The 22522-nt window shown below is 66.9% G+C and carries 25 protein-coding genes and 1 pseudogene; 7 read left to right on the top strand and 19 right to left on the bottom strand.

Annotated features, from left to right (window positions below; translation table 11 throughout):
- Positions 1-6: 6 nt before the first annotated feature.
- The 16 genes and pseudogenes from nuoK to B5V46_RS06150 form a co-directional block, all read right to left on the bottom strand.
- The gene (nuoK, locus tag B5V46_RS06225) at positions 7-312 is read right to left on the bottom strand and encodes an NADH-quinone oxidoreductase subunit NuoK (RefSeq protein ID WP_080615787.1); all 306 of its coding nucleotides are present in this window, start codon (positions 310-312) and stop codon (positions 7-9) included.
- Positions 313-370: 58 nt separating this feature from the next.
- A complete protein-coding gene (locus B5V46_RS06220) occupies positions 371-985 on the bottom strand; it encodes an NADH-quinone oxidoreductase subunit J (RefSeq protein WP_080615786.1) in 615 nt (204 codons plus the stop codon).
- Positions 982-1392 carry a carboxymuconolactone decarboxylase family protein gene (locus B5V46_RS06215; protein WP_080615785.1) on the bottom strand — a complete coding sequence of 137 codons (411 nt, stop codon included), beginning with the start codon at positions 1390-1392 and terminating at the stop codon, positions 982-984. The genes B5V46_RS06220 and B5V46_RS06215 overlap by 4 nt, the downstream gene beginning before the upstream one ends.
- Entirely contained in the window at positions 1389-1883 is a 495-nt protein-coding gene (gene nuoI / locus B5V46_RS06210; RefSeq protein WP_075786502.1) for an NADH-quinone oxidoreductase subunit NuoI, read from the bottom strand. Before nuoI ends, B5V46_RS06215 begins: the two co-directional genes overlap by 4 nt.
- 1 nt (position 1884) lies before the next feature.
- On the bottom strand, positions 1885-2922 hold the full coding sequence (nuoH, locus tag B5V46_RS06205) for an NADH-quinone oxidoreductase subunit NuoH (protein WP_080615784.1): 1038 nt from the start codon (positions 2920-2922) through the stop codon (positions 1885-1887).
- Between the two features lie 16 nt (positions 2923-2938).
- The gene (locus tag B5V46_RS20450) at positions 2939-3331 is read right to left on the bottom strand and encodes a hypothetical protein (protein ID WP_231119254.1); all 393 of its coding nucleotides are present in this window, start codon (positions 3329-3331) and stop codon (positions 2939-2941) included.
- Positions 3332-3354: 23 nt separating this feature from the next.
- Entirely contained in the window at positions 3355-5364 is a 2010-nt protein-coding gene (nuoG, locus tag B5V46_RS06195) for an NADH-quinone oxidoreductase subunit NuoG (RefSeq protein ID WP_080615783.1), read from the bottom strand.
- 150 nt (positions 5365-5514) lie between these two features.
- A complete protein-coding gene (locus tag B5V46_RS06190) occupies positions 5515-5958 on the bottom strand; it encodes a DUF5333 domain-containing protein (protein ID WP_196774362.1) in 444 nt (147 codons plus the stop codon).
- Complete coding sequence (nuoF, locus tag B5V46_RS06185) at positions 5955-7250, bottom strand: NADH-quinone oxidoreductase subunit NuoF (protein ID WP_080615781.1); 1296 nt, start codon at positions 7248-7250, stop codon at positions 5955-5957. The genes B5V46_RS06190 and nuoF overlap by 4 nt, the downstream gene beginning before the upstream one ends.
- Positions 7251-7408: 158 nt before the next feature.
- Positions 7409-8101 (bottom strand): hypothetical protein, encoded by a 693-nt coding sequence (locus B5V46_RS20445; RefSeq protein ID WP_231119253.1) that lies wholly within the window; start codon positions 8099-8101, stop codon positions 7409-7411.
- A gap of 90 nt (positions 8102-8191) precedes the next feature.
- Positions 8192-8893, bottom strand: a pseudogene (gene nuoE, locus B5V46_RS06175) (NADH-quinone oxidoreductase subunit NuoE); the annotation flags it as partial.
- 43 nt (positions 8894-8936) lie between these two features.
- Positions 8937-10148 carry an NADH-quinone oxidoreductase subunit D gene (locus B5V46_RS06170; protein ID WP_080615779.1) on the bottom strand — a complete coding sequence of 404 codons (1212 nt, stop codon included), beginning with the start codon at positions 10146-10148 and terminating at the stop codon, positions 8937-8939.
- A gap of 126 nt (positions 10149-10274) precedes the next feature.
- A complete protein-coding gene (locus B5V46_RS06165) occupies positions 10275-10877 on the bottom strand; it encodes an NADH-quinone oxidoreductase subunit C (protein WP_080615778.1) in 603 nt (200 codons plus the stop codon).
- A gap of 3 nt (positions 10878-10880) precedes the next feature.
- Entirely contained in the window at positions 10881-11414 is a 534-nt protein-coding gene (locus tag B5V46_RS06160) for an NADH-quinone oxidoreductase subunit B family protein (protein WP_178390569.1), read from the bottom strand.
- The gene (locus tag B5V46_RS06155; protein WP_202923896.1) at positions 11405-11722 is read right to left on the bottom strand and encodes an NADH-quinone oxidoreductase subunit A; all 318 of its coding nucleotides are present in this window, start codon (positions 11720-11722) and stop codon (positions 11405-11407) included. Before B5V46_RS06155 ends, B5V46_RS06160 begins: the two co-directional genes overlap by 10 nt.
- Before the next feature lie 304 nt (positions 11723-12026).
- Entirely contained in the window at positions 12027-12821 is a 795-nt protein-coding gene (locus B5V46_RS06150) for a crotonase/enoyl-CoA hydratase family protein (protein WP_080615777.1), read from the bottom strand.
- 115 nt (positions 12822-12936) lie between these two features.
- Here B5V46_RS06150 and radA point away from each other — a divergent pair, with 115 nt between their 5' ends.
- From radA to B5V46_RS06115, 7 genes are all read left to right on the top strand, one after another.
- Positions 12937-14304, top strand: a complete 1368-nt coding sequence (gene radA / locus B5V46_RS06145; protein ID WP_080615776.1) for a DNA repair protein RadA — start codon at positions 12937-12939, stop codon at positions 14302-14304.
- 19 nt (positions 14305-14323) lie between these two features.
- Positions 14324-14884 carry a CvpA family protein gene (locus B5V46_RS06140; protein WP_080615775.1) on the top strand — a complete coding sequence of 187 codons (561 nt, stop codon included), beginning with the start codon at positions 14324-14326 and terminating at the stop codon, positions 14882-14884.
- A gap of 179 nt (positions 14885-15063) precedes the next feature.
- Positions 15064-16521, top strand: a complete 1458-nt coding sequence (gene purF, locus B5V46_RS06135) for an amidophosphoribosyltransferase (RefSeq protein WP_080617971.1) — start codon at positions 15064-15066, stop codon at positions 16519-16521.
- Positions 16522-16605: 84 nt separating this feature from the next.
- On the top strand, positions 16606-17268 hold the full coding sequence (locus tag B5V46_RS06130) for an SDR family oxidoreductase (protein ID WP_080615774.1): 663 nt from the start codon (positions 16606-16608) through the stop codon (positions 17266-17268).
- Between the two features lie 197 nt (positions 17269-17465).
- A complete protein-coding gene (gene surE / locus B5V46_RS06125) occupies positions 17466-18251 on the top strand; it encodes a 5'/3'-nucleotidase SurE (protein ID WP_080615773.1) in 786 nt (261 codons plus the stop codon).
- Complete coding sequence (locus tag B5V46_RS06120) at positions 18248-18895, top strand: protein-L-isoaspartate(D-aspartate) O-methyltransferase (protein WP_080615772.1); 648 nt, start codon at positions 18248-18250, stop codon at positions 18893-18895. The genes surE and B5V46_RS06120 overlap by 4 nt, the downstream gene beginning before the upstream one ends.
- A gap of 69 nt (positions 18896-18964) precedes the next feature.
- Positions 18965-20161: a peptidoglycan DD-metalloendopeptidase family protein gene (locus B5V46_RS06115; protein ID WP_080615771.1), complete on the top strand. Its 1197-nt coding sequence runs from the start codon at positions 18965-18967 to the stop codon at positions 20159-20161.
- A gap of 117 nt (positions 20162-20278) precedes the next feature.
- Here B5V46_RS06115 and B5V46_RS06110 read toward each other — a convergent pair whose 3' ends face one another.
- Genes B5V46_RS06110 through tatB form a run of 3 tightly spaced genes read right to left on the bottom strand, consistent with a single transcriptional unit; the run spans position 20279 to position 22505 of the window.
- Positions 20279-21154: an ATP-binding protein gene (locus B5V46_RS06110; protein ID WP_080615770.1), complete on the bottom strand. Its 876-nt coding sequence runs from the start codon at positions 21152-21154 to the stop codon at positions 20279-20281.
- Positions 21151-22032 (bottom strand): twin-arginine translocase subunit TatC, encoded by an 882-nt coding sequence (tatC, locus tag B5V46_RS06105; protein ID WP_080615769.1) that lies wholly within the window; start codon positions 22030-22032, stop codon positions 21151-21153. The genes B5V46_RS06110 and tatC overlap by 4 nt, the downstream gene beginning before the upstream one ends.
- A complete protein-coding gene (tatB, locus tag B5V46_RS06100; RefSeq protein WP_080615768.1) occupies positions 22029-22505 on the bottom strand; it encodes a Sec-independent protein translocase protein TatB in 477 nt (158 codons plus the stop codon). Before tatB ends, tatC begins: the two co-directional genes overlap by 4 nt.
- Between the last annotated feature and the right edge of the window lie 17 nt (positions 22506-22522).

Raw genomic sequence — 22522 nt, 5'->3', positions numbered from 1 at the left:
GAGCCCCTAGCCTTTCATCACGTTGACATCGTCGACCGCAATCGAGCCGCGGTTGCGGAAGAAGCAGACCAGGATGGCAAGCCCGATGGCGGCTTCGGCAGCGGCGACGGTCAGCACGAACATGGTGAAGATCTGGCCGACCAGATCGCCCAGATAGGCCGAGAAGGCGACCAGGTTGATATTGACCGACAAGAGCATCAGCTCGATCGACATCAGGATGACGATCACGTTCTTGCGGTTCACGAAGATCCCGAAGATGGCGATGACGAACAACGCCGCGGCCACCGTCAGGTAATGTTCCAGTCCGATCATTCCGTTCCTCCGGGCCGTCCGCCCGCTAGTCCCTTCCGTTCCGGGATCGTGGGGCCGTTCACAGCCCCTGCCCCGGTTTGACATCCTTCAGCTCCATCGCCTTCGCCGGATCGCGGTACATCTGCGCCAGCACGTTCTGACGCTTGACGTTCGGCCGGTGGCGCAGGGTCAGCACGATGGCGCCGACCATCGCGACCAGGAGCACCAGCCCCGCAGCCTGGAAGAGATGGATGTAGTCGACATAGATGAGCTGCCCCAGAGCCAGAGTGTTGTGGATCTCGGCCGGGTCCGGCGTCGGCGCGCCCCGCAGCGCAGCGGCGCCGTCCGAGCTTTTCCAGACCCCGAAGACCAGCACCAGCTGGGCCAGGAACACCGCGCCGATCAGCCCCGCAATCGGGAAATAGGCCGCCATCTTCGCCTTGAGCTCGGAGAAATCGACATCGAGCATCATCACCACGAAGAGGAACAAGACGGCGACGGCGCCGACATAGACGATGACCATCAGCATCGCGACGAACTCGGCGCCCAGAAGCACGAAGAGCCCGGCCGAGCTGAGAAAGGCCAGGATCAGCCACAGGACCGAATGCACGGGGTTGCGTGCCAGGACCACGAACAGGCCCGAGACCACGGTCACCACCGAAAACGCATAGAACGCGAATTCACCCAGGGTCATTTGCCCGTCTCCTCGTCCTTGTCGTCGAATACCGCCTGCGCCAAGTCCAGCGCCCGGCTCATGGCGGGAATGCCGCCCAGCATCGCCATCTGGTAGATCACCTCGGCAATCTCGCGTTCCGTAGCCCCCGCCTCGAGCGCATGGCGCACGGCGATCTTGAACTGGGCATCGGCCTGCGCGCCCAGGACCGTCAGCCCCGCGACCACGACCAGAAGCCGGGTCTTGCTGTCCAGCCCTTCGGGGTTGAAGGTGTTGCCCCACATCATGTCCATGAAATCCTTGGGCATGGTCGGGATCAGCTTGTCGAACCCGTGCACCTGGAAGCTCTCCAGCGCCGGGTTGAAGGTGCGGGCCATCTTGTGGCTCTGCTCCAGCATCTGTTCGAAGAGTTTCGCGTATCCGCTCATCTGTAGGGCGCATCCAGTTCGAGGTTGCGGGCGATCTCGGCCTCCCAGCGGTCGCCGTTCTCCAGCAGCTTGGCCTTGTCGTAGAACAGCTCTTCGCGGGTTTCGGTCGCGAATTCGAAATTCGGGCCCTCGACGATGGCATCGACCGGGCAGGCCTCCTGGCAGAAGCCGCAATAGATGCACTTGGTCATGTCGATGTCGTAGCGCGTGGTCCGGCGCGAGCCGTCCTCGCGGGGTTCGGCATCGATGGTGATGGCCTGGGCCGGGCAGATCGCCTCGCAGAGCTTGCAGGCGATGCAGCGCTCCTCGCCCGAGGGATAGCGCCTGAGCGCATGCTCGCCCCGGAAGCGCGGACTGAGCGGACCCTTCTCATGCGGATAGTTCAGCGTGGCCTTGGGGGCGAAGAAATACTTCATCCCGAGCTTGAAGCCTTCGAAGAAGTCCAGAAGCAGGAAGTACTTGCCCGCCCTTTGCCAGTCGATTGCAGCCATGTCAGCCTCCCACCGCCCAGCGGGCATAGGCGCCGCCGAACAGTTCGAATTGAGCGAAGAAGGCCACCGCTACAACCCAGATCAGCGACATCGGCAGGAACACCTTCCAGCCCAGCCGCATCAGCTGGTCGTAGCGGTAGCGCGGGACGATGGCCTTGACCATCGAGAAGAGGAAGAAGAACACCGCCATCTTGCCGACCATCCAGATCGCGCCGTCCGGCAGGCCCGGGATGGGCGACAGCCAGCCGCCGAAGAACAGGATGCTCATCAGCGCGCACATCAGGAAGATCGCGATATATTCGCAGGCCATGAACAGCAGGAAGGGCGTCGAGCCGTATTCCACCTGATAGCCCGCGACCAGTTCCGACTCGGCCTCGGGAAGGTCGAAGGGCGGGCGGTTGGTCTCGGCCAGGGCCGAGATGAAGAACAGGAACACCATCGGGAAATGCGGCAGCCAGTACCAGGACAGGAAGCCGAAGCGACCGTCCTGGGCGGCGACGATATCGCCGAAATTCAGCGAGCCGGTCGAGAGGATCACACCGATGATGATCAGCCCGATCGACACCTCGTACGAGATCATCTGCGCCGCCGAGCGCAGCGAGCCGAGGAAGGCGTATTTCGAGTTCGAGGCCCAGCCGCCCATGATCACGCCGTAGACCTCGAGCGAGGAGATCGCGAGGATGTACAACACGGCAACGTTGATGTCGGCCATCACCAGCCGGTCCGAGAACGGGATCACCGCCCAGCAGAGCAGCGGCATCACGAAGGCGATCAGCGGCGCGATCAGGAAGACCGGCCGGTCCGCCCCCGCCGGGATGATCACCTCCTTGACCACGTATTTCAGCGCGTCGGCGACGGTCTGCAACAGCCCGAACACCCCCACCACGTTGGGCCCGCGCCGCATCTGCACCGCCGCCCAGATCTTGCGGTCGCCATAGACCAGGAACAGCAGCGAGATCATCACGAAGGCAATGACCAGAAGGCCATGTCCCATGATCGTCAGCGCCAGCCCAATGCCGGTATCCATGAAGTCAGCCATCTCGCCTCGTCATTCCTCAGACCGTCGGTATGCCCCGCGCGGCGCAGTCCCGTATTTCCTGCCGGGCATCGACCCGGCTGACGCCTCGCGGAAACGTCCTTGTCATCATGTAGACCGCGTCCGCCGTCCAGACGCCGCCCCCTTCCCGGCCAAGCGTCGTGCGCAGATGGCGCGCGAAGCCGTAGCCGTTGTCGAGCGCATGGCGCGCAACCGCGCAACGCCCGTAATCGTCAAGCCCCCCGACCCCGTCAGGCGCGCGCATCCGCAGCGCGACCGAGACCAGACCGTCCTTCAGCGCCACCGTCTCGGCGCCGAGATAGGCGGGCGCGCGGCCCGGGGCGCTGGCACCGGGCAGGGGCGAACAGCCCGCCGTGCTGCCGGTCGCAACCGCGAGGGCAAGCCCCGCCATATGCCGCGCCCCGCGGGTCACCCCTATTCGGCCGCCATCGGCGCCGCGCGCCGGGCGCTGGCACTGGCCGACAGCTCGGCCATCAGCGCCGAGGCCCGAGCGATCGGGTTGGTCAGGTAGAAATCCCTGACCGCATAGCGGAACTCGGCCTTGCCCGGTTCGGACAGCTCAAGCGGGCGCCAGTGGTTCTCGATCACCTCGTCGACCAGTCCCAGGTCGGGATGCGCCGCGGTCAGCTTGCGCCGCAGCTGGGTCAGGGTGTCGAAGGGCAGCTTCGCCTCGAGCTCGGCCGACAGCGCCCGCAGGATCGCCCAGTTTTCCTTGGCCTCGCCCGGCGGGAAGCCCGCGCGAACCGCCAGTTGCGGCCGGCCCTCGGTATTGACGAACAGCCCGGCCTCTTCGGTATAGGCCGCGCCGGGCAGGATCACGTCGGCACGATGCGCGCCGCGATCGCCATGGCTGCCCTGATAGATCACGAAGGGACCGGCGCCGATCTCGACTTCGTCGGCCCCGAGATTGTAGATCACCTCGGCCCCGCCGGTCGCGGCCTCGATGCCGCCTTCGGTCACGGCGCCCAGATCCATCGCGCCGACCCGCGACGCCGCGGTATGCAGCACCAAGAGCCCCGCGCCCAGCCGACCGGCCAGCGCCATCGCCTGGCTGAGGACGGCTTCGCCATCGGCCTCGGTCAGCGCTCCCTGCCCGACGATCACCAGCGCGTTCTCGGTCTTCTCGGCCGCGCCCGCCAGCCGGAGCAGCGCGGCGCGGTCGGTGCCTTCCTCGATCACGTCATAGGTCAGATCGACGACAGGACCGACCCGGTGCACCGCCGCGCCATGCAGCCAGGCCTTGCGGATCCGGGCGTTCAGCACCGGCGCCTCGGCACGCGGATTGCTGCCGATCAGATAGATCTGCCGCGCGCTGTCGATATCCTCGATCGCGGCGGTGCCGACATAGGCCGAGCGGTTGCCCGCCGGCAGCCTGGCGCCGTCGGTCCGGCATTCGACGGTACCGCCCAGCCCCTCGACCAACGATTTCAGCGCGAAGATCGCCTCGGCCGGGGCCAGATCGCCGATCAGACCGGTCACCTTGCGCCCGGTCATGGCGGCGGCGGCGGCGCGCAGCGCCTCGGGCCAGCTTGCCGGACGCAGCCTGCCGTTCTCGCGGATATAGGGCCGGTCGAGCCGCTGGCGTCTCAGGCCGTCCCAGACGAAGCGGGTCTTGTCCGAGATCCATTCCTCGTTCACGCCGTCATGGTTGCGCGGCAGGATCCGCATAACTTCGCGGCCCTTGGTATCGACCCGGATATTCGAGCCGAGCGCGTCCATCACGTCGATGGTCTCGGTCTTGGTCAGCTCCCAGGGCCGGGCGGTGAAGGCGTAGGGCTTCGAGGTCAGCGCACCGACCGGGCAAAGGTCGATGATGTTGCCCTGCAGCTCGCTGTCGAGCGTCTGGCCCAGATAGGAGGTGATCTCGGCATCCTCGCCGCGCCCGGTCTGGCCCATCTGGGTGATGCCCGCCACCTCGGTGGTGAAGCGCACGCAGCGGGTACAGGAGATGCAGCGGGTCATGCAGGTGCCGACGAGCGGGCCCAGATCGGGGTCGATAGAGGCGCGCTTGGGCTCGCGGTAGCGGCTGAAATCGACGCCATAGGCCATGGCCTGGTCCTGCAGGTCGCATTCGCCGCCCTGGTCACAGATCGGGCAGTCGAGCGGGTGGTTGATGAGCAGGAACTCCATCACCCCCTCGCGGGCCTTCTTGACCATGGGCGAATTGGTCTTCACGACCGGCGGCGCGCCGTCGGGGCCGGGCCGCAGATCCTTGACCTGCATCGCGCAGGAGGCGGCGGGCTTCGGCGGGCCGCCGACGATCTCGACCAGACACATCCGGCAGTTGCCGGCGATCGAGAGGCGTTCATGATAGCAGAAGCGCGGGATCTCGATCCCGGCAACCTCGCAGGCCTGAAGCACCGTCATGGCCGGGTCGACCTCGATCTCGGTGCCGTCGATGATGATCTTGCGTAGCTCTGCCATGCCCTTGCCTTGTCGCTTGCTGCGTCGTCCCGCCCCGGTCCGGCGGGGCGCGCGTATCCTAGATCCCGAAGCGGGCGCGCCCTGCGCCCGTTCCTGTCGCGGGCGCGGTCCGCCCGGCCGTCATCCCGTCAGTTCCTGCCCGCGCCGTCATCACTGGCGCGCCCTCAGAAGACGGCCGATCTCGGTCCGGGACCGGATCTCGGCCAGGCCCACGGGGCAATAGCTCGGGGGCTCGTCGAGCTGCACGCCACGGGCCGTAAGCCAGTTGCGGGCGGCGGTCTCGACCCGGGCCTTTTCGGCCTTGTCCTCGACGAAGGCCCGGATCTCGGCATCGGGATAGCCAAGCCGCGAGGCCTTCGACTTGAGCCGCTGCATATAGCCGAAAGCGGTCAGCATACGCGCCCCGATCGTGGGGCATTTCTTGCGGATCATGTCGGCGGTCGCGATCACCTGCAGCCCCCGGACGATCTCGGTCTGCTCGCCAAGCGCCGGACGCGTCTCGGCGCCCGCGGCCGAAACCGTGGCGGCAAGACCAAGCCCGGCGGCAAAAGCCGCGGCCCGTCCCAGGGGCGATATGACCGCCGTCAAGCTCACTCGGCGGCCACGGCGCTGGTGCGACCGGTCTTGCGGGCGCGGATCCGATCCTCGATTTCATCGCGGAAATGCCGGATCAGGCCCTGGATCGGCCAGGCCGCGGCATCGCCGAGCGCACAGATGGTGTGGCCCTCGACCTGCCTGGTCACGTCGAAGAGCATGTCGATCTCTTCGATCTCGGCCTCGCCGCGCACCAGCCGGTCCATCACCCGCATCATCCAGCCGGTGCCTTCGCGGCAGGGCGTGCACTGGCCGCAGCTTTCATGCTTGTAGAAGGAGGCCAGCCGCCAGATCGCCTTGATGACGTCGGTCGACTGATCCATCACGATCACCGCCGCGGTGCCGAGGCCCGATTTCTGCTCGCGCAGCCAGTCGAAATCCATCACCGCGTCTTCGCAGATCTGCGCCGGCAGAAGCGGCACCGACGAGCCGCCCGGGATCACCGCCTTGAGGTTTTCCCAGCCGCCGCGCACCCCGCCGCAATGGCGGTCGAGCAGCTCGCGCAGGCCGATCGACATGCTTTCCTCGACCACGCAGGGCCGGTTCACATGGCCCGAGATCGCGAACAGCTTGGTGCCGGCATTGTTCGGGCGGCCGAAAGACGAGAACCAGTCGCCGCCGCGGCGCAGGATGGTCGGGACCACCGCGATCGATTCCACGTTGTTGACCGTGGTCGGGCAGCCGTAAAGCCCGGCGCCTGCCGGGAATGGCGGTTTCATCCGCGGCATGCCCTTCTTGCCCTCGAGGCTTTCCAGAAGCGCGGTTTCCTCGCCGCAGATATAGGCGCCCGCGCCATGGGCGAGGTAAAGATCGAAATCCCAGCCGGTCCTGGCGGCGTTCCGCCCCAGAAGCCCGGCATCATAGGCCTCGTCGATGGCTGCCTGCAGCGCCTCGCGCTCGCGGATATATTCGCCGCGGATGTAGATGTAGCAGGCATGGGCCTGCATCGCGAAAGAGGCGATCAGCGCGCCCTCGATCAGCGTATGCGGGTCATGCCGCATGATCTCGCGGTCCTTGCAGGTGCCCGGCTCGGACTCGTCGGCATTGATGACAAGGTAGTGCGGCCTTCCGTCACTTTCCTTCGGCATGAAGGACCATTTAAGCCCGGTAGGGAAACCCGCCCCGCCACGGCCGCGCAAACCGGATTTCTTCATCTCGTCGATGATCCAGTCGCGGCCCTTGGCGATGATCTGAGCCGTGCCGTCCCAATGTCCGCGGGCGCGCGCGCCGGAAAGTGTGCGGTCGGACATCCCGTAAAGATTGGTAAAGATCCGATCCTGATCCGTCAGCATGGTTCGTCCCCGCTGTGTTGTCCTGACGCGGCCTCACGGCCAGCTGGGTCTTGGCGCGTCCGGCAGGCAGGCATCGCCGCCCGCCGGGCACAATCGTATCGTCTGTGCAGAAGGACGCCCCCTGCCGACAAGCGGCGCCGGGTCATCCCCTGCCGGGCTCAGCCTTCGCTGGTCAAAGCCCTGGCCTGTGCCACCCAGTCATCCCGGCTGACACGGCCCTTGAAGCCTTCCAAGTTCTCATCCATCCAGGCCACATCTTCGGCCGTCCAGGATGCGATCTGGTCGTAGTGGTATATCCCCAGATCGTTCACCTGCTTCTCGAGTTTCGGACCGACGCCCTTGATCTTCTTCAGGTCGTCGGCACCACCGGCCCTGGGAGCCGACAGCGCGGCAGGACCGTTCCCCACCTTTTCTTGGGCGGCAGTGGGCGCCGCCTCAGGCTTTGGGGACGCGGTCTCCGCAACGGCGGCCTTCGGCGCGACCCGGGCCGCGGGAGCGGCGGCGGGCGCCTTCGGCGCGGATCTCGGAACGGTCGGCGCCACTTTCGGACCGCCGGGTTTCGGACGGTTCGGGATCACGATCGCCGCATTGGCGTCGCGATAGGGCTTCATGGCGGCCATGGCCTCGCGCTTCTTGGCCACCATCGCCGAGAATTCGGCATCGGTATGGCAGAAGGCCCAGGTCAGGACGACGCCGGCAACGATGAAGGTGCCGAAGCCGCCGACGAAGGCGCCCAGGGCCCAGAGGCCGACACCATAGCCGATGGTGGCGACGGTCAGCCCGCAAAGCGCGGCGACCAGCCACCAGAAGATGGCAAACTTGAATCTTGCTTCTGTGCGAGAAATGTTCATGCGTTCTCTCCGCTACGACGGTTGTTCTCCGACGCCATTTGTAACGCTTTAGCTTCCGTCTGTCTTGACGTCTTCCGCCGCAGCCCCCGCGCCCCGCCAAGGCGTCAGAAGCGGCACTTCCGTTCCGTCGATCCGCTTGATGCCGTCACCGACCGCCAGAGCGCGGGCGGCAGAAGCATTATGTTCATTGACCTTCTCGCCATCGGTCAGGCTCGTGAGCCCGCCCTTGGGCTCCGAGGCGAAGCGGCCGTTCTGCGGCCCCGGCACCGGGACCTCGCCCCGCGCCAGCTTGTCGAGGATCGCAGCGAGGCTCTCGGCGGTGAGGTCCTCGTAATAATCCTTGCCGACCTGGATCATCGGCGCGTTCGAGCAGGCGCCGAGGCATTCGACCTCTTCCCAGCTGAACCGGCCATCGGCCGAGAGCATATGCGGCTCGGGCGCGATCTTTTCCTTGCAGACCGAGATCAGGTCCTCGGCGCCGCAGATCAGGCAGGAGGTGGTGCCGCAAACCTGCACATGGGCGACCGAGCCCACCGGCGCGAGCTGGAACATGAAGTAGAAGGTCGCGACCTCGAGCACGCGGATATAGGCCATGCCCAGCATGTCGGCGACATGCTCGATCGCCGGACGCGTCAGCCAGCCTTCCTGCTCCTGCGCCCGCCACAGAAGCGGGATCACGGCCGAGGCCTGACGGCCTTCCGGATATTTCGTCAGCTGCGCCTCGGCCCATTTGCGGTTCTCGGGCGTGAAGGCGAAACTGTCGGGCTGCTCGGGGTGAAGGCGTCTCAGCATCGGTCGCAAAACTCTTCGAAAGCTTGGGGTTGGGCGGCGCGTGTCATCTGTCGACCTCGCCGAAGACGATGTCGAGCGTGCCGATGATCGCCGCCACGTCGGCCAGCATGTGGCCCTTCGAGATGAAATCCATCGCCTGCATATGCAGGAAGCCCGGCGCGCGCAGCTTGGCGCGGTAGGGCTTGTTGGTGCCGTCGGCCACCATGTAGACGCCGAATTCGCCTTTCGGCGCCTCGACCGCGGCATAGACCTCGCCCGCGGGCACGTGGAACCCTTCGGTGTAAAGCTTGAAATGATGGATCAGGGCTTCCATCGAGGTCTTCATGTCGCCGCGCTTCGGCGGCGTGATCTTGCCGCGCGCCAGCACCTCGCCCGGCTCCTTGCGCAGCTTGGCGCAGGCCTGACGGATGATCCGGGTCGACTGCCGCATCTCTTCCATGCGCACCAGATAGCGGTCGTAGCAATCGCCGTTCTTGCCCACCGGGATGTCGAACTCGAACTCGTCGTAGCATTCATAGGGCTGCGCCCGGCGCAGGTCCCAGGCCAGCCCCGAGCCGCGCACCATCACGCCCGAGAAACCCCAGTCGAGAATGTCCTGCTCGGAAACGACGCCGATATCGACGTTGCGCTGCTTGAAGATCCGGTTCTCGGTCAGCAGGCCGTTGATATCGTCGAGCACGCGGGGGAAGTCCTCCGCCCAGGCGTCGATATCCTCGATCAGTTGCGGCGTCAGGTCCTGGTGCACCCCACCGGGCCGGAAATAGGCGGCGTGGAGCCGCGCCCCGCAGGCCCGCTCATAGAACACCATCAGCTTCTCGCGTTCCTCGAAGCCCCAGAGCGGCGGCGTCAGCGCGCCGACATCCATCGCCTGCGTGGTGACGTTCAGCAGGTGGTTCAGCACCCGGCCGATTTCCGAGAACAGCACCCGGATCAACTGCGCGCGGCGCGGCACCTCGGTGCCGGTCAGCTTCTCGATGGCCAGACACCAGGCATGTTCCTGGTTCATCGGGGCCACATAGTCGAGCCGGTCGAGATAGGGCAGGTTCTGCAGATAGGTGCGGCTTTCCATCAGCTTCTCGGTGCCGCGGTGAAGCAGCCCGATATGCGGGTCGGCACGCTCGACGATCTCGCCGTCAAGTTCCAGCACAAGCCGGAGAACCCCGTGCGCCGCAGGGTGTTGCGGGCCGAAGTTGATGTTGAAGTTGCGGATCTTCTGTTCGCCGGTCCGCACGTCCTGAAAGGCGTTGTCCTTCATCTCACACCTCGCTCCGGGCGGCCGCGCCGGCCCCGAAACCCTGTTGCCGAAGCGGCCGGAGAGCGGCCGCGCGATCGTCTTTGCCGCCGGAGCGGGCGATGACGGGACTGTCGCAGAACCGTTCCATCAGGCCTTCGCCTTCTCGTCGCCGGGCAGGATATAGTCGGCGCCTTCCCAGGGCGACATGAAGTCGAACTGGCGGAATTCCTGCACCAGATTCACCGGTTCGTAGACCACGCGCTTCTGCGCCTCGTCATAGCGGACCTCGGTATAGCCGGTGGTCGGGAAATCCTTGCGCAGCGGATGGCCGCGGAAGCCGTAATCGGTCAGCAGCCGGCGCAGGTCGGGATGGCCCGAGAAGATGATGCCGAACATGTCGAACACCTCGCGCTCGAACCAGTTGGCCGAGGGGTGGACCGACACGATCGAGGGGATCATCTCGTCCTCGCGCAGCGCGCAGCGGACACGGATCCGCTGGTTCTGGTACATCGACAGGAAGTGATAGACCACGACGAAGCGGGCCTCGCGCTCGGGATGATCGACGGCGGTGATGTCGACCAGCGACGAGAACCGGCAGCCCGCATCCGAGCGCAGGAATTCGGTCAGCGCGACGATCGCGGCCGGGGCGGCGTCGATATTGAGCTCGCGATGCGAGACCTCCCAGCCGATCACGCAGTCGGGGCGCTTGGCCGCGATCAGGGCGCCGAGTTCTTTCAGCGACTCATCCATGGCTTACCTCACGATGGTCCCGGTGCGGCGGATCTTGCGCTGAAGCTGCAACAATCCGTAAAGCAGGGCTTCGGCCGTGGGCGGGCAGCCCGGCACGTAGATGTCGACCGGCACCACGCGGTCGCAGCCGCGCACCACCGAATAGGAATAGTGGTAATAGCCGCCGCCATTGGCACAGGATCCCATCGAGATCACATAGCGCGGCTCGGGCATCTGGTCATAGACCTTGCGCAGCGCGGGCGCCATCTTGTTGGTCAGCGTGCCCGCGACGATCATCAGGTCGGACTGGCGCGGGCTGGCGCGCGGCGCGGTGCCGAAGCGCTCCAGATCGTAGCGCGGCATCGAGACCTGCATCATCTCGACAGCACAGCAAGCCAGGCCGAAGGTCATCCAGTGCAGGCTGCCGGTGCGCGCCCAGTTGATGATGTCGGCCGTCGAGGTCACGAGGAAACCCCGGTCCTGCAGCTCGGCATTCAGCGCCTGGGTGGCCACCTCGCGGTCGCCCCCGGCAGTATTGGGGCCGGTCATCACGCCCATTCGAGCGCCCCTTTCTTCCATTCATAGGCAAAGCCGATCGTCAGAACGGCAAGGAAAACCATCATCGACCAGAACCCGACAAGACCGATGGTGCCGAAAGCGACGGCCCAAGGGAAGAGAAATGCAATCTCGAGGTCAAAGATGATGAAAAGGATCGCCACGAGGTAGAACCGGACATCGAAGGTCATGCGCGCATCGTCGAAGGCGTTGAAGCCGCATTCATAGGCAGAAAGCTTCTCGGGGTCGGGGTGGCGGACCGCCACGATCACCGCCGACAGCATGAGGATAAGCCCCAGCGCGATGGACATGCCGAAGAAGATCGCAATGGGAAGGTAGTTGCTCAGGAGCTGGTCCACCTCGGTCTCCCTATCTTGCCGCGCGCGGCCCGGTGCCACGCGCACTGGTTTTCCGACCGTGACGTTAGTCGGGGGCGCGGCAGAGGGTCAACAGGCCCGCCCCGCGATCCGCGCCCCTCTGTTACAGCGCCTCAGCGGAAATGTATACAGTCGTGCGCATTGAAAATGCGACACTCCGGCTTTTGACATCAAAGCGCCGTAAAATCTGGGTTTCTGCCTTGTTTTCGGCTCGTTTACGCCTTGCTGCCGGGAGGCGTCAGGGCTCGGCCGGGCCGCTCCAGGCCGGTTTGCGACGCGCGAAGAAGGCCGCGATTCCCTCGGCAGCCTCCTCTGTTTCCCAGGCTGCGACAAGCTGTGCGATGCTGGCCTCGATCGCCGCCTCGTCGATCCGCGGCCCGAGGCTCAGGACCTGCGCCTTGGCCAGCGCGACCGCGCCCGGAGCACAGGTCAGATAGGGCGCGATCTCGGCCTCGACGGCCGCCTCCAGCGCCGCGTCGGGCACGGCACGCGCCAGAAGCCCCAGCCCGACCGCCTCGGCCGCGTCGAAACGCCGCCCCGACATGAACACCCGCCTGGCCCGCGCCGCCCCGAGCCGCGCCACGACATAGGGACCGATCGTGGCAGGCGTCAACCCGAGCCGGGTTTCGGTCAGGGCAAACCGCGCGGTCTCGACCCCGATCGCCACGTCGCAGACGGCAATCAGCCCGACGCCGCCGCCATAGGCCTGGCCCTGGACCCGGCCGATCAGCGGCTTCGGCATCTCGTTGAGCGCGCGCAGCATGGCGGCAAGCTTGCGCGCCTCGGTGGCGCGGCTGGCGCCATCGGCCTGCATCTGCGCCTTCATCCATCCCAGATCGCCCCCTGCACAGAAGCTTTCGCCCGCGCCCGTCAGCACCACCGCCCGCACCGACGGATCGGCGCCAAGCCGCCCTGCCGCCGCCGTAAGCGCCGCGATCAGATCCGAGGACAGCGCATTGTGCTTTTCCGCCCGCCGCAGCGTCAGCCGCGCCACGCCCCGCCCGTCGATGACGATCTCGAGCCCGTCCTGCATCCTGCCCCTCCCATCGGCTGTCGCGTCGAATCCTAGCCGCGGCCCCGCCCCCGGGGCAAGCCGGGCCAGCGCGATGCGGCCTTGAAACGGCGCCCCGGCTCGGGCAGCTAGGGGCATGGCCAAACCGACAACCGTCTTCACCTGCACTGCCTGCGGCGCGACCCAGAGCAAATGGGCCGGGCGCTGCGACGCCTGCGGCGCCTGGAACACCATCGTCGAGGATGCGCCCCTGAGCGCGGGCCCAGCCTCGAAATCCCTGGGCCCCGCGCGCGGCCGGCGGCTGGCGCTCAGCGATCTGGCGACCTCGGAACCCGAGCCGCCCCGCGCCGCCTCGGGTCTGGGCGAATTCGACCGGGTGCTGGGCGGCGGGCTGGTGCCGGCCTCGGCGATTCTGGTCGGCGGCGATCCGGGCATCGGCAAGTCGACTTTGCTTTTGCAGGCCGCCGCCGCCTTCGCCAATCAGGGGCTCAAATGCCTTTACATCTCGGGCGAGGAAGCCAGCGCCCAGGTCCGGATGCGGGCGCGACGGCTGGGGCTGGCCGAGGCACCGGTGAAGCTCGCCACCGAGACCGACCTGCGCGCGATCCTGACCACGCTCGAGGCCGAAAAGCCCGATCTGGCGATTCTCGATTCGATCCAGACGCTCTGGGCCGACATGGTCGACAGCGCGCCGGGCTCGGTCGCCCAGGTGCGCGCCTCTGCGCATGAGCTGACCGTCTTCGCCAAGCGTCATGGCACCGCGGTGATGCTGGTCGGCCATGTCACCAAGGAAGGCCAGATCGCGGGCCCGCGCGTGGTCGAGCACATGGTCGACACGGTGCTCTATTTCGAGGGCGAACGCGGCCACCAGTTCCGGATCCTGCGCAGCGTCAAGAACCGCTTCGGCCCGGCCGACGAGATCGGGGTGTTCGAGATGACCGGCGGCGGGCTTGCCGAGGTCGCGAATCCTTCGGCGCTGTTCCTGTCCGAACGCGGCACCCCTGCCCCGGGCGCGGCCGTCTTCGCGGGCATCGAGGGCACCCGGCCGGTGCTGACCGAGATCCAGGCACTGGTCGCCCCCTCGCCGCTGGGCACGCCCCGGCGCAGCGCGGTCGGGCTCGATGCCGGGCGGCTCTCGACCACGCTGGCCGTGCTCGAGGCGCGCTGCGGCATCCCCTTCGCGGGCTTCGATGTCTATCTGAACGTGGCGGGCGGGCTGAAGGTGACCGAGCCCGCCGCCGATCTGGCGGTCGCGGCCGCATTGTTATCGGCACGCGAAGATGTGGCATTGCCGCCCGATTGCGTGCTTTTCGGGGAAATTTCCCTCTCCGGGGCGTTGCGTCCGGTGGCCCAGACCGAAAACCGGTTGAAAGAGGCGCTGAAACTTGGTTTTTCCAGCGCCATCGCGCCCGAACGCAGCAAGCTCGGCGCACCCGGAGGCATGACGGTGCGGCAGATGCCCGACCTGACCGCCTTCGTCGGGGAAATTTTCGGCGCCGGTTAGCCCGAGGAGGGACGAGTCCATGGAATCATTCACCGTCGTTGACGGCATCGTTGCCGCCGTGATCCTGGTTTCGGCCATTCTCGCCTATTCCCGGGGGATGGTGCGCGAGATCATGGCGATCGCGGGCTGGATCATCGCCGCGCTCATGGCCTTCACCTTCGCGCCCCAGGCCGAGCCGCTGGTGCGCGAGATCCCTTACCTGGGCGATTTCATCGGCAGTTCCTGCGAGATCTCGATCATGGCCTCCTTCGCGGCGGTCTTCGCGGTGGCCCTGGTGATCGTGTCTCTGTTCACGCCGCTCCTGTCCTCGATGATCCAGGGCTCGGTGCTGGGGGGCGTCGACCAGAGCCTCGGCTTTCTGTTCGGCGCGGCGCGCGGCGCGCTACTGGTGGCGGTCGCCTTCTTCGTCTACGGCATGGTGATCACCGATCACAGCTTCCCGGCGGTCGAGAATTCGCGCTCGTCGGCGGTCTTCGCCTCGCTGACCGCCAAGATCGCCGAGGCCGACCCCGAACAGGCGCTGGGCTGGCTGACCACCCAATACGAACAGCTCGTCGGCACCTGCGGCGCGCCGCAATAAAGGCCCGCCACAGCACTCGGCGGCCCGTCTTCACTGCCCCGCCTCCGCCTGCGTCGCGGGGCCGTGAAGCTTTATTCATGATCCTTTCGTGACACCGCGCGCCGGACCGACTAGAGAGAGCCCAACCTCACCAGACGGATTCGGAGCCCCCGCCCATGCGCCCGCATTCCACCCGCACCATGCCGCCCGCACATCCCTTCGACGATGACAAGCTCAAGGAGGAATGCGGCGTTTTCGGCGTGATCGGCCTGGCGGATGCCGCCAATTTCGTGGCGCTCGGCCTGCATGCGCTGCAGCATCGCGGCCAGGAGGCCGGCGGCATCGTCGCCTACGCACCCCAAAGCGGGTTCCAGTCCGCGCACCGCTTCGGCTATGTCCGAGACAACTTCACCAAGGCCAGCCTGATGGAGACCCTGCCCGGGTCGCTGGCCATCGGCCATGTCCGCTATTCGACCGCAGGATCGAAGGGCCAGACCGCGATCCGCGACGTGCAGCCCTTCTTCGGCGAATTCTCGATGGGCGGCGCCGCCATCGCCCATAACGGCAACATCACAAATGCCGAGGCGCTGCGCCGCGAACTGATCCAGCACGGCTCGATCTTCCAGAGCTCCTCCGACAGCGAATGCATCATCCACCTGATGGCGCGCTCGCTTCAGAAGACCATCCCCGAGCGGATGAAGGACGCGCTGCGCCGGGTCGAGGGCGCCTTCTCGGTGGTCGCCATGACCCGCACCAAGCTCATCGGCGTGCGCGACCCGCTGGGGGTGCGGCCGCTGGTACTGGGCCGGATCGGCGAGGGCTGGGTTCTGAGTTCGGAGACCTGTGCGCTCGACATCATCGGCGCCGAATTCGTCCGCGAGGTCGCCCCGGGCGAAATGGTGCTGATCTCGCCCGAGAAGGGCGTCGAGAGCTTCCACCCGTTCGAACACCGCTCCTCGCGCTTCTGCATCTTCGAGCATGTCTATTTCTCGCGCCCCGACTCGATCCTGGGCGGCCGCTCGGTCTACGAGACCCGCCGCCAGATCGGGATCGAGCTGGCCCGCGAGGCGCCGGTCGAGGCCGATCTGGTCTGCCCGGTGCCCGACAGCGGCACCCCCGCCGCCATCGGTTTCAGCCATGAAAGCGGCATTCCCTATGGCATGGGGATCATCCGCAACCAGTATATGGGCCGGACCTTCATCGAACCGACCGAGCAGATCCGCAACATGGGGGTCCGGCTCAAGCTGAACGTCAATCGCGCCCTGATCGCTGGCAAGCGGATCGTCCTCGTCGATGACAGCGTGGTGCGCGGCACGACCAGCCGCAAGATCCGCGAGATGATCCTCGATGCGGGCGCAGCCGAGGTCCATTTCCGGATCGCGAGCCCGCCTACCGCGTGGCCCTGCTTCTACGGTGTCGACACGCCCCACCGCGACAAGCTTCTGGCCAGCCGCATGTCCGAGGACGAGATGTGCGACTATCTGGGCGTCGACAGCCTCCGGTTCATCTCGCTCGACGGGCTGTACCGGGCCGCGGGCGAGGCTGCCGGCCGAAACGACCGCTGCCCGCAATATTGCGATGCCTGCTTCTCGGGCGAATACCCGGTGGCGCCCAGCGACATGATCCAGAAGGGCTTCCAGACCAAGGCGGCCGAATAGCCGCCTGCGCCGGATTGTCGCCCGGCCGGTCCCGTCCGGGACCGGGATCTTGACGCCATCGCTCAGGTATTCCAAGGACCGTCCATGACAGACCAGAAACTTGCCCTTGTGACTGGCGCCTCGCGCGGATTCGGCGCGGCGGTGGCCGAAGAGCTGGCGCGCGCCGGCTATCATGTCGTCGCGGTCGGCCGCACCACCGGTGCGCTCGAGGAACTCGACGACCGGATCAAGGCCCTGGGCGGCAGCGCGACGCTGGCGCCCATGGACATCACCGAAACCGACGCGATGCGCACGCTGTGCCGGGGGATCTATGACCGCTGGGGTCATGTCGATCTCTGGGTCCATGCCGCGATCCAGTCGCCACCCTTCAGCCCGGCCGAGCAGATCGACCTGCCGTTCTGGACCAAGGCGGTGAAGGCCGATGTCGAGGCCCTGGGCGTGCTTGTCTCCTTCGTCGCGCCGCTTCTGCGCGCCGCCACGGGCGGCGGCAGCGCGGTGCTGATCGACGATCCGGCCGAAGGCCCCTTCCTGGGCGCCTATGCCGCCTGCAAGGCCGCACAGCGCGCGCTGTTCCAGGCCTGGGAGGCCGAGCAGGCCCGGCTTCAGGACGTGCATGTCCGTCGCTTCGTGCCCGCACCGATGCCCACGAACCACCGCAACCGGCTTTATCCGGGCGAGAAGACCGACACGCTGGCACGCCCGGCCGACGAGGCGCGCCGTCTGGCCGCCGAGCTGGGGCTGGCCTGAGCCCCCGTCCCGGTTCCCGCGCCCCGCACCGCAGAGACCTTCCTGCCCCATGCCTGCCCCACCCCGGGGCGGGCACTCTTCGGGGCGGGGCGACGACATCCCCGTCCGGAAAGGTTTCCGGCCGCAGCCCCCGGCATCGCCTTTACGCCTCGGGCCCGCTCCACTATGGAAGGGAAATAAGGCAAGGTTGAGCAGATATGCGCATTCTCATCACGAATGACGACGGGATCAACGCGCCCGGGCTGGCGGTGCTCGAGGCCATTGCGGCCGAAGTGGCCGGTCCCACCGGCGAGGTCTGGGTCGTCGCCCCCGCTTTCGAGCAATCGGGCGTGGGTCACATGATTTCCTATACCCGCCCGATGATGATCGCCGAGCTGGGTCCGCGCCGGTTCGCCGCCGAGGGCTCGCCCGCCGATTGCGTGCTGGCCGGGCTTTACGACGTGATGACCGATGCCCGGCCCGATCTGGTGCTCTCGGGCGTCAACCGCGGCAACAACGCCGCCGAGAACGTGCTGTATTCCGGCACCATCGGCGGCGCGATGGAAGCCGCGCTGCAGGGCCTGCCCGCCATCGCGCTGTCGCAATATCTCGGCCCGCTGAATTTCGACGAAGACCTGCAATTCGAGGCCGCAGCCGCCCATGGCGCCGCTACGGTCAACGCGCTGCTTGACGCCGCCCCCTGGGACAGCGCCGATTACCGGCTGTTCTACAACGTGAATTTCCCGCCCGTCCCGGCCGATCAGGTCAAGGGGCTGCGGGTGGGGCCGCAGGGCTACCGCCGCGATGCCTCCTTCGGGGTCGAGCCGCACCTGTCGCCCTCGGGCCGCAAGTTCCTCTGGATCCGGGGCGGCGCCCAGAACCTGCCCACCGCGGCCGGGTCGGATGCGGCGCTGAACCTCGATGGCTATATCGCGGTGACGCCGCTTCGGGCCGATCTGACCGCACATGACTGCATTGCCGATGTGAAGGCCCGACTGGGATGAACGATCACTCGACCGCAGAGCGCAAGATGCAGTTCCTGTTCGCGCTCAGGTCCGGCGGCGTGACCGACAGGCGTGTGCTGACCGCAATGGAGGAGATCGACCGCGGCCAGTTCGTCACCGGCCATTTCGCGCAGCACGCCTATGAGGACACGCCCCTGCCCATCGCCTGCGGCCAGACCATCAGCCAGCCCTCGGTGGTCGCGATCATGACCCAGGCGCTGGACCTGCAACCGCGCAACAAGGTGCTCGAGATCGGCACCGGCTCGGGCTATCAGGCGGCGGTGCTGTCGCGGCTCTCGCGCCGGGTCTATACGCTGGAACGCCATCGCAGGCTTGCCGCCGCGGCGCAGAAACGGTTCGAGGCGCTGGGGCTGACCAATGTCACCGCGATGGCCGCCGACGGCTCGCGCGGGCTGCCCGATCAGGCGCCCTTCGACCGCATTCTCGTGACCGCCGCCGCCGAGGACCCGCCGGGGCCCCTATTGGCGCAGTTGCGGGTTGGCGGTATCATGATCGTGCCGGTCGGTCAGTCCGACACGGTGCAGCGGCTGATCAAGGTCACCCGCGGCGAGAACGGCTTTGACTATGACGAGCTGAGGCAGGTCCGGTTCGTGCCCCTCCTCGAGGGGCTTGGCCAGGACTGAGGCCGAGGCAGGAAAAGAGAGAGGCGAGGGTCCGGCGAAACGGGCCCCGTACGCAGCGAGGATCGAGCGATGGACCCTATTTTCCCCGCCCGCCGGTTGCCGGCCCGGCTTCTGGCCCTTGGTCTGGGGATGACCCTGGTCGCCGGCTGCGAAAGCGGCTGGGACTATGATTTCCGCAATCTCGGCAACAACCCCTCACCGCCGCGGGTCGAGGCCGCCCCCCGGCCCGAGCCCGATCAGCGCGGCGTGATCTCCTACCCGAATTATCAGGTGGCCGTGGCGCGCAGTGGCGACCGGCTGACGGATGTGGCCGCCCGGGTCGGCCTGCCCGTCTCGGAACTCGCCGCCTATAACGGCATGAACGAGGATGTTCGGCTGAACAATGGCGAGATCATCGCCCTGCCCCGCCGGGTCGCCGAGCCCGGAGGCGCCATCGCCGCAGCCCCGCCCGGCAATGGCACCATCACCCCTGCAGGCCAGGTCGATATCGCGACGCTGGCGGGCAATGCGCTCGACCGGGCCGGAGGCACCGCCCCGGCGGCAAGCCAGCCCGCAGGGCAGGAACCGGTCCGGCACAAGGTGGCGCGGGGCGAGACCGCCTATTCGATTGCCCGGCTTTACAATGTCACGCCGCGCGCGCTGGCCGACTGGAACGGGCTCGGCCCCGACCTGACCGTGCGCGAGGGACAGTATCTGCTGATCCCGGTGGCGAGCGCACAGAGCCGCCAGAGCGGCCCGGCGACGGCAGCCGCCTCTGCCGCAGCTGCGACCAGCCAGACCACCGAAAGGCCCGGTCAGGGCTCTGCCGTCCCGACCCCGCCCTCGGCGGCCACGCCCCTGCCCAGGCCCGAGACCACGGCCAAGCCCGCCGTTCCGGCCTCGCCGCAGATGGCCAAGGAACAGAGCGCCCCAGCAGCCCGCTTCGCGATGCCTGTCTCGGGCAGCATCATCCGCGGCTATCAGAAGGGCAAGAATGACGGGGTCGACATCTCGGCCAAGGCCGGCACGTCGGTCAAGGCGGCTGCCGACGGCACCGTCGCCGCGATCACCCGCGACACCGACCAGGTTCCGATCCTCGTCGTGCGCCATGCCGACAACATGCTGTCGGTCTATGCCAATATCGACGGAATCGCGGTGCAGAAGGGGGCCAAGGTCACCCGGGGCCAGACCCTGGCACAGGTCCGCTCCGGCAACCCCGCCTTCCTGCATTTCGAGCTTCGCAAGGGCTTCGAAAGCGTCGATCCGATGCCCTATCTGACACCGTAAGGCACCCCCGCTTGCGGGGGCGCCTTGCGGGCAAAAATCTTCGCCGAAGATTTTTCAACCGGCGCATGCGGCGCCGGTATGGGTATTTAAGCCAAGAAGAAGCGGGAAATCGGGCAGTCAGATCCGGACACCGCGACGCGCCGCGAGATCGGTGAAGAACTGCCAGGCGACCCGGCCCGAACGCGCCCCGCGCGTGGCTTGCCATTCGATCGCCTCGGCGCGGAGGATTTCCGGATCGGTCGCGATCCCATAGGCCGCGCAATAGGCGCCGATCATCGCCAGATACTCGTCCTGGCTGCAGGGATGGAACCCGAGCCAGAGCCCGAACCGGTCCGAAAGCGACACCTTCTCTTCGGTCGCCTCGGAAGGGCTGATCGCGGTCGAACGTTCGTTCTCGATCATGTCGCGGGGCATCAGGTGGCGTCGGTTCGAGGTGGCGTAGAAGACCACATTCCCGGGCCGCCCCTCTATGCCGCCGTCCAGAACCGCCTTGAGCGACTTGTAATGCTGATCGTCATGGCTGAAGGAAAGATCGTCGCAGAAGAGCACGAAGCGCTCGGTGGCTCCCCGCAGCAGCCCCAGCAGCCGCCCGACCGAGGGCAGATCCTCGCGTTGCACCTCGACCAGCTTGAGCGGATGCCCCTCGGCCGCCACCGCGGCATGGACCGCCTTGACAAGGCTCGACTTGCCCATGCCGCGCGCGCCCCAGAGAAGCGCGTTATTGGCGGGAAGGCCCCGGGCGAAATGGCGGGTATTCTCGAGAAGCGTGTCGCGCGAACGGTCGATCCCCTGCAGAAGCGTCAGATCGACCCGGTTGACCTCGGGAACCGGGCTCAGCCGGTCCGGCGCGACATGCCAGAGAAACGCCTCGGCTGCCGCGAAATCGGGGGCCGCAGCCGGCGCAGGATAACGCCGTTCCAGCGCCTCGGCGATGCGCCGCAGGCTGTCGGCCACCTCCGGGCCGAAGGCGAGCTCTGTCGCCTGCGCCGTCATGGCCGGGGCTCTCCTTCGGGCCCGGCCGGCATCCCGTCCTCTGCCCCGTCCTCATCCTCGTCGAACCACAGGCCTTGGGCGCGCAGCTCCTTTTCGCGCTTCTTCTCGCCGCGCCGAACCAGAAGGATCGAGATCTCGTAAAGCCCGTAGACCACCGTGAACAGGATCACCTGGGTGATCACGTCGGGGGGCGTGACGACCGCGGCGAGCACGAGGATGCCCACCACTGCATATTTCCGCACCGAGCCCAGGCCCGCCGCCGAGACCAGCTCGGCCTTGCCCATCAAGGTCAGGAGCACCGGCAACTGAAAGCAGAGCCCGAAGGCCAGGATGAACTTGATCGTCAGCGACAGATATTCCTGCACCGAGCCATGGAAGGTGATGCCCGCGGTTTCGGACTGACCGCCGCCCTCGGCGCCAAGCGAACCTGTCTGCTGGAAGCCCAGGAAGAAATCGAAGGCCAGGGGCGTGATGACGAAATAGGCGAAGGCGCCCCCAAGAATGAACATGAAGGGCGAGGCCAGCAGGAAGGGCAGGAAGGCGCGCTTCTCCGAGCGGTAAAGTCCCGGGGCAACGAAGCGCCAGAGCTGGAAGGCAATGAAGGGAAAGGCCAGTGCGAAGCCGCCGACCAGCGAAATCTGGATCGCGACGAAGAAGCCTTCCTGCAGCTTGATCAGATAGAGCCCGCATTCCTGCCCGCGCTCGGCCAGGGCCGAGCAGATCGGATGGGTCAGGAAATTGAAGAGCGGGTTCCAGACCGTGAAACAGGCCACCATCGCCGCGACGAAGGCCGCCAGCGCATAGATCAGGCGCGAGCGCAGCTCGGCCAGATGCTCGATCAGCGGCGCGGAGGTATCGTCAATGTCATCGCTGGTCATGCATCGCTCGTCTTGTCGGGCGTCTGGGCGGGCATCTGGCCGGAGCTGTCTTCCGGCGCCGGAGTCTCACCCTCGGCGGCCTCTGGCGCGGCACGGTTTGCCGCCCCCGTTTCGGCCATGGCCCTGCGGATCTTCTCGGCCTTGGCCGCCCGCGCATCGGTCGTGTGGCTGGCGCCTTCGCCGGGCTTGGGCAGCTTCGGCTCCCATTTCTCGAACCGGTCGGCAGCCTCGTTCAACCGGTCGAGCCCGAGCTTGCGCGGATTGGCGATGTCCTTGAGATCGTCGACGGTCTCGCGAACCCCGGACTGATCGGCGGCATCATCCATCGCGCGCTGAAACTCGCGGGCCATGTTGCGCGCCTTGGCGGTGAACCGCCCCAGAGTGCGAAACATACCGGGCAGGTCCTTCGGACCCACGACGACCAGCGCCACGACGCCGATCAGCAGAAGTTCGGTCCAGCCGATATCGAACATGGGATCAGGCTCGCAAC

It is taken from the genome of Rhodovulum sp. MB263, assembly GCF_002073975.1.
Lineage (GTDB): Bacteria > Pseudomonadota > Alphaproteobacteria > Rhodobacterales > Rhodobacteraceae > Rhodovulum.
The sequence above is the reverse complement of the archived record's forward strand: the minus strand, read 5'-3'. Positions and strand labels throughout refer to the sequence as shown.

Coding starts and splice junctions, on each gene's coding strand:
- nuoK (WP_080615787.1), bottom strand. CDS start 312: ATGATCGGACTGGAACATTACCTGACGGTGGCCGCGGCGTTGTTCGTC.
- B5V46_RS06220 (WP_080615786.1), bottom strand. CDS start 985: ATGACCCTGGGTGAATTCGCGTTCTATGCGTTTTCGGTGGTGACCGTG.
- B5V46_RS06215 (WP_080615785.1), bottom strand. CDS start 1,392: ATGAGCGGATACGCGAAACTCTTCGAACAGATGCTGGAGCAGAGCCAC.
- nuoI (WP_075786502.1), bottom strand. CDS start 1,883: ATGGCTGCAATCGACTGGCAAAGGGCGGGCAAGTACTTCCTGCTTCTG.
- nuoH (WP_080615784.1), bottom strand. CDS start 2,922: ATGGCTGACTTCATGGATACCGGCATTGGGCTGGCGCTGACGATCATG.
- B5V46_RS20450 (WP_231119254.1), bottom strand. CDS start 3,331: ATGGCGGGGCTTGCCCTCGCGGTTGCGACCGGCAGCACGGCGGGCTGT.
- nuoG (WP_080615783.1), bottom strand. CDS start 5,364: ATGGCAGAGCTACGCAAGATCATCATCGACGGCACCGAGATCGAGGTC.
- nuoF (WP_080615781.1), bottom strand. CDS start 7,250: ATGCTGACGGATCAGGATCGGATCTTTACCAATCTTTACGGGATGTCC.
- B5V46_RS20445 (WP_231119253.1), bottom strand. CDS start 8,101: ATGAACATTTCTCGCACAGAAGCAAGATTCAAGTTTGCCATCTTCTGG.
- B5V46_RS06170 (WP_080615779.1), bottom strand. CDS start 10,148: ATGAAGGACAACGCCTTTCAGGACGTGCGGACCGGCGAACAGAAGATC.
- B5V46_RS06165 (WP_080615778.1), bottom strand. CDS start 10,877: ATGGATGAGTCGCTGAAAGAACTCGGCGCCCTGATCGCGGCCAAGCGC.
- B5V46_RS06160 (WP_178390569.1), bottom strand. CDS start 11,414: ATGGGCGTGATGACCGGCCCCAATACTGCCGGGGGCGACCGCGAGGTG.
- B5V46_RS06155 (WP_202923896.1), bottom strand. CDS start 11,722: ATGTCCATCGCGCTGGGGCTTATCCTCATGCTGTCGGCGGTGATCGTG.
- B5V46_RS06150 (WP_080615777.1), bottom strand. CDS start 12,821: ATGCAGGACGGGCTCGAGATCGTCATCGACGGGCGGGGCGTGGCGCGG.
- radA (WP_080615776.1), top strand. CDS start 12,937: ATGGCCAAACCGACAACCGTCTTCACCTGCACTGCCTGCGGCGCGACC.
- B5V46_RS06140 (WP_080615775.1), top strand. CDS start 14,324: ATGGAATCATTCACCGTCGTTGACGGCATCGTTGCCGCCGTGATCCTG.
- purF (WP_080617971.1), top strand. CDS start 15,064: ATGCCGCCCGCACATCCCTTCGACGATGACAAGCTCAAGGAGGAATGC.
- B5V46_RS06130 (WP_080615774.1), top strand. CDS start 16,606: ATGACAGACCAGAAACTTGCCCTTGTGACTGGCGCCTCGCGCGGATTC.
- surE (WP_080615773.1), top strand. CDS start 17,466: ATGCGCATTCTCATCACGAATGACGACGGGATCAACGCGCCCGGGCTG.
- B5V46_RS06120 (WP_080615772.1), top strand. CDS start 18,248: ATGAACGATCACTCGACCGCAGAGCGCAAGATGCAGTTCCTGTTCGCG.
- B5V46_RS06115 (WP_080615771.1), top strand. CDS start 18,965: ATGGACCCTATTTTCCCCGCCCGCCGGTTGCCGGCCCGGCTTCTGGCC.
- B5V46_RS06110 (WP_080615770.1), bottom strand. CDS start 21,154: ATGACGGCGCAGGCGACAGAGCTCGCCTTCGGCCCGGAGGTGGCCGAC.
- tatC (WP_080615769.1), bottom strand. CDS start 22,032: ATGACCAGCGATGACATTGACGATACCTCCGCGCCGCTGATCGAGCAT.
- tatB (WP_080615768.1), bottom strand. CDS start 22,505: ATGTTCGATATCGGCTGGACCGAACTTCTGCTGATCGGCGTCGTGGCG.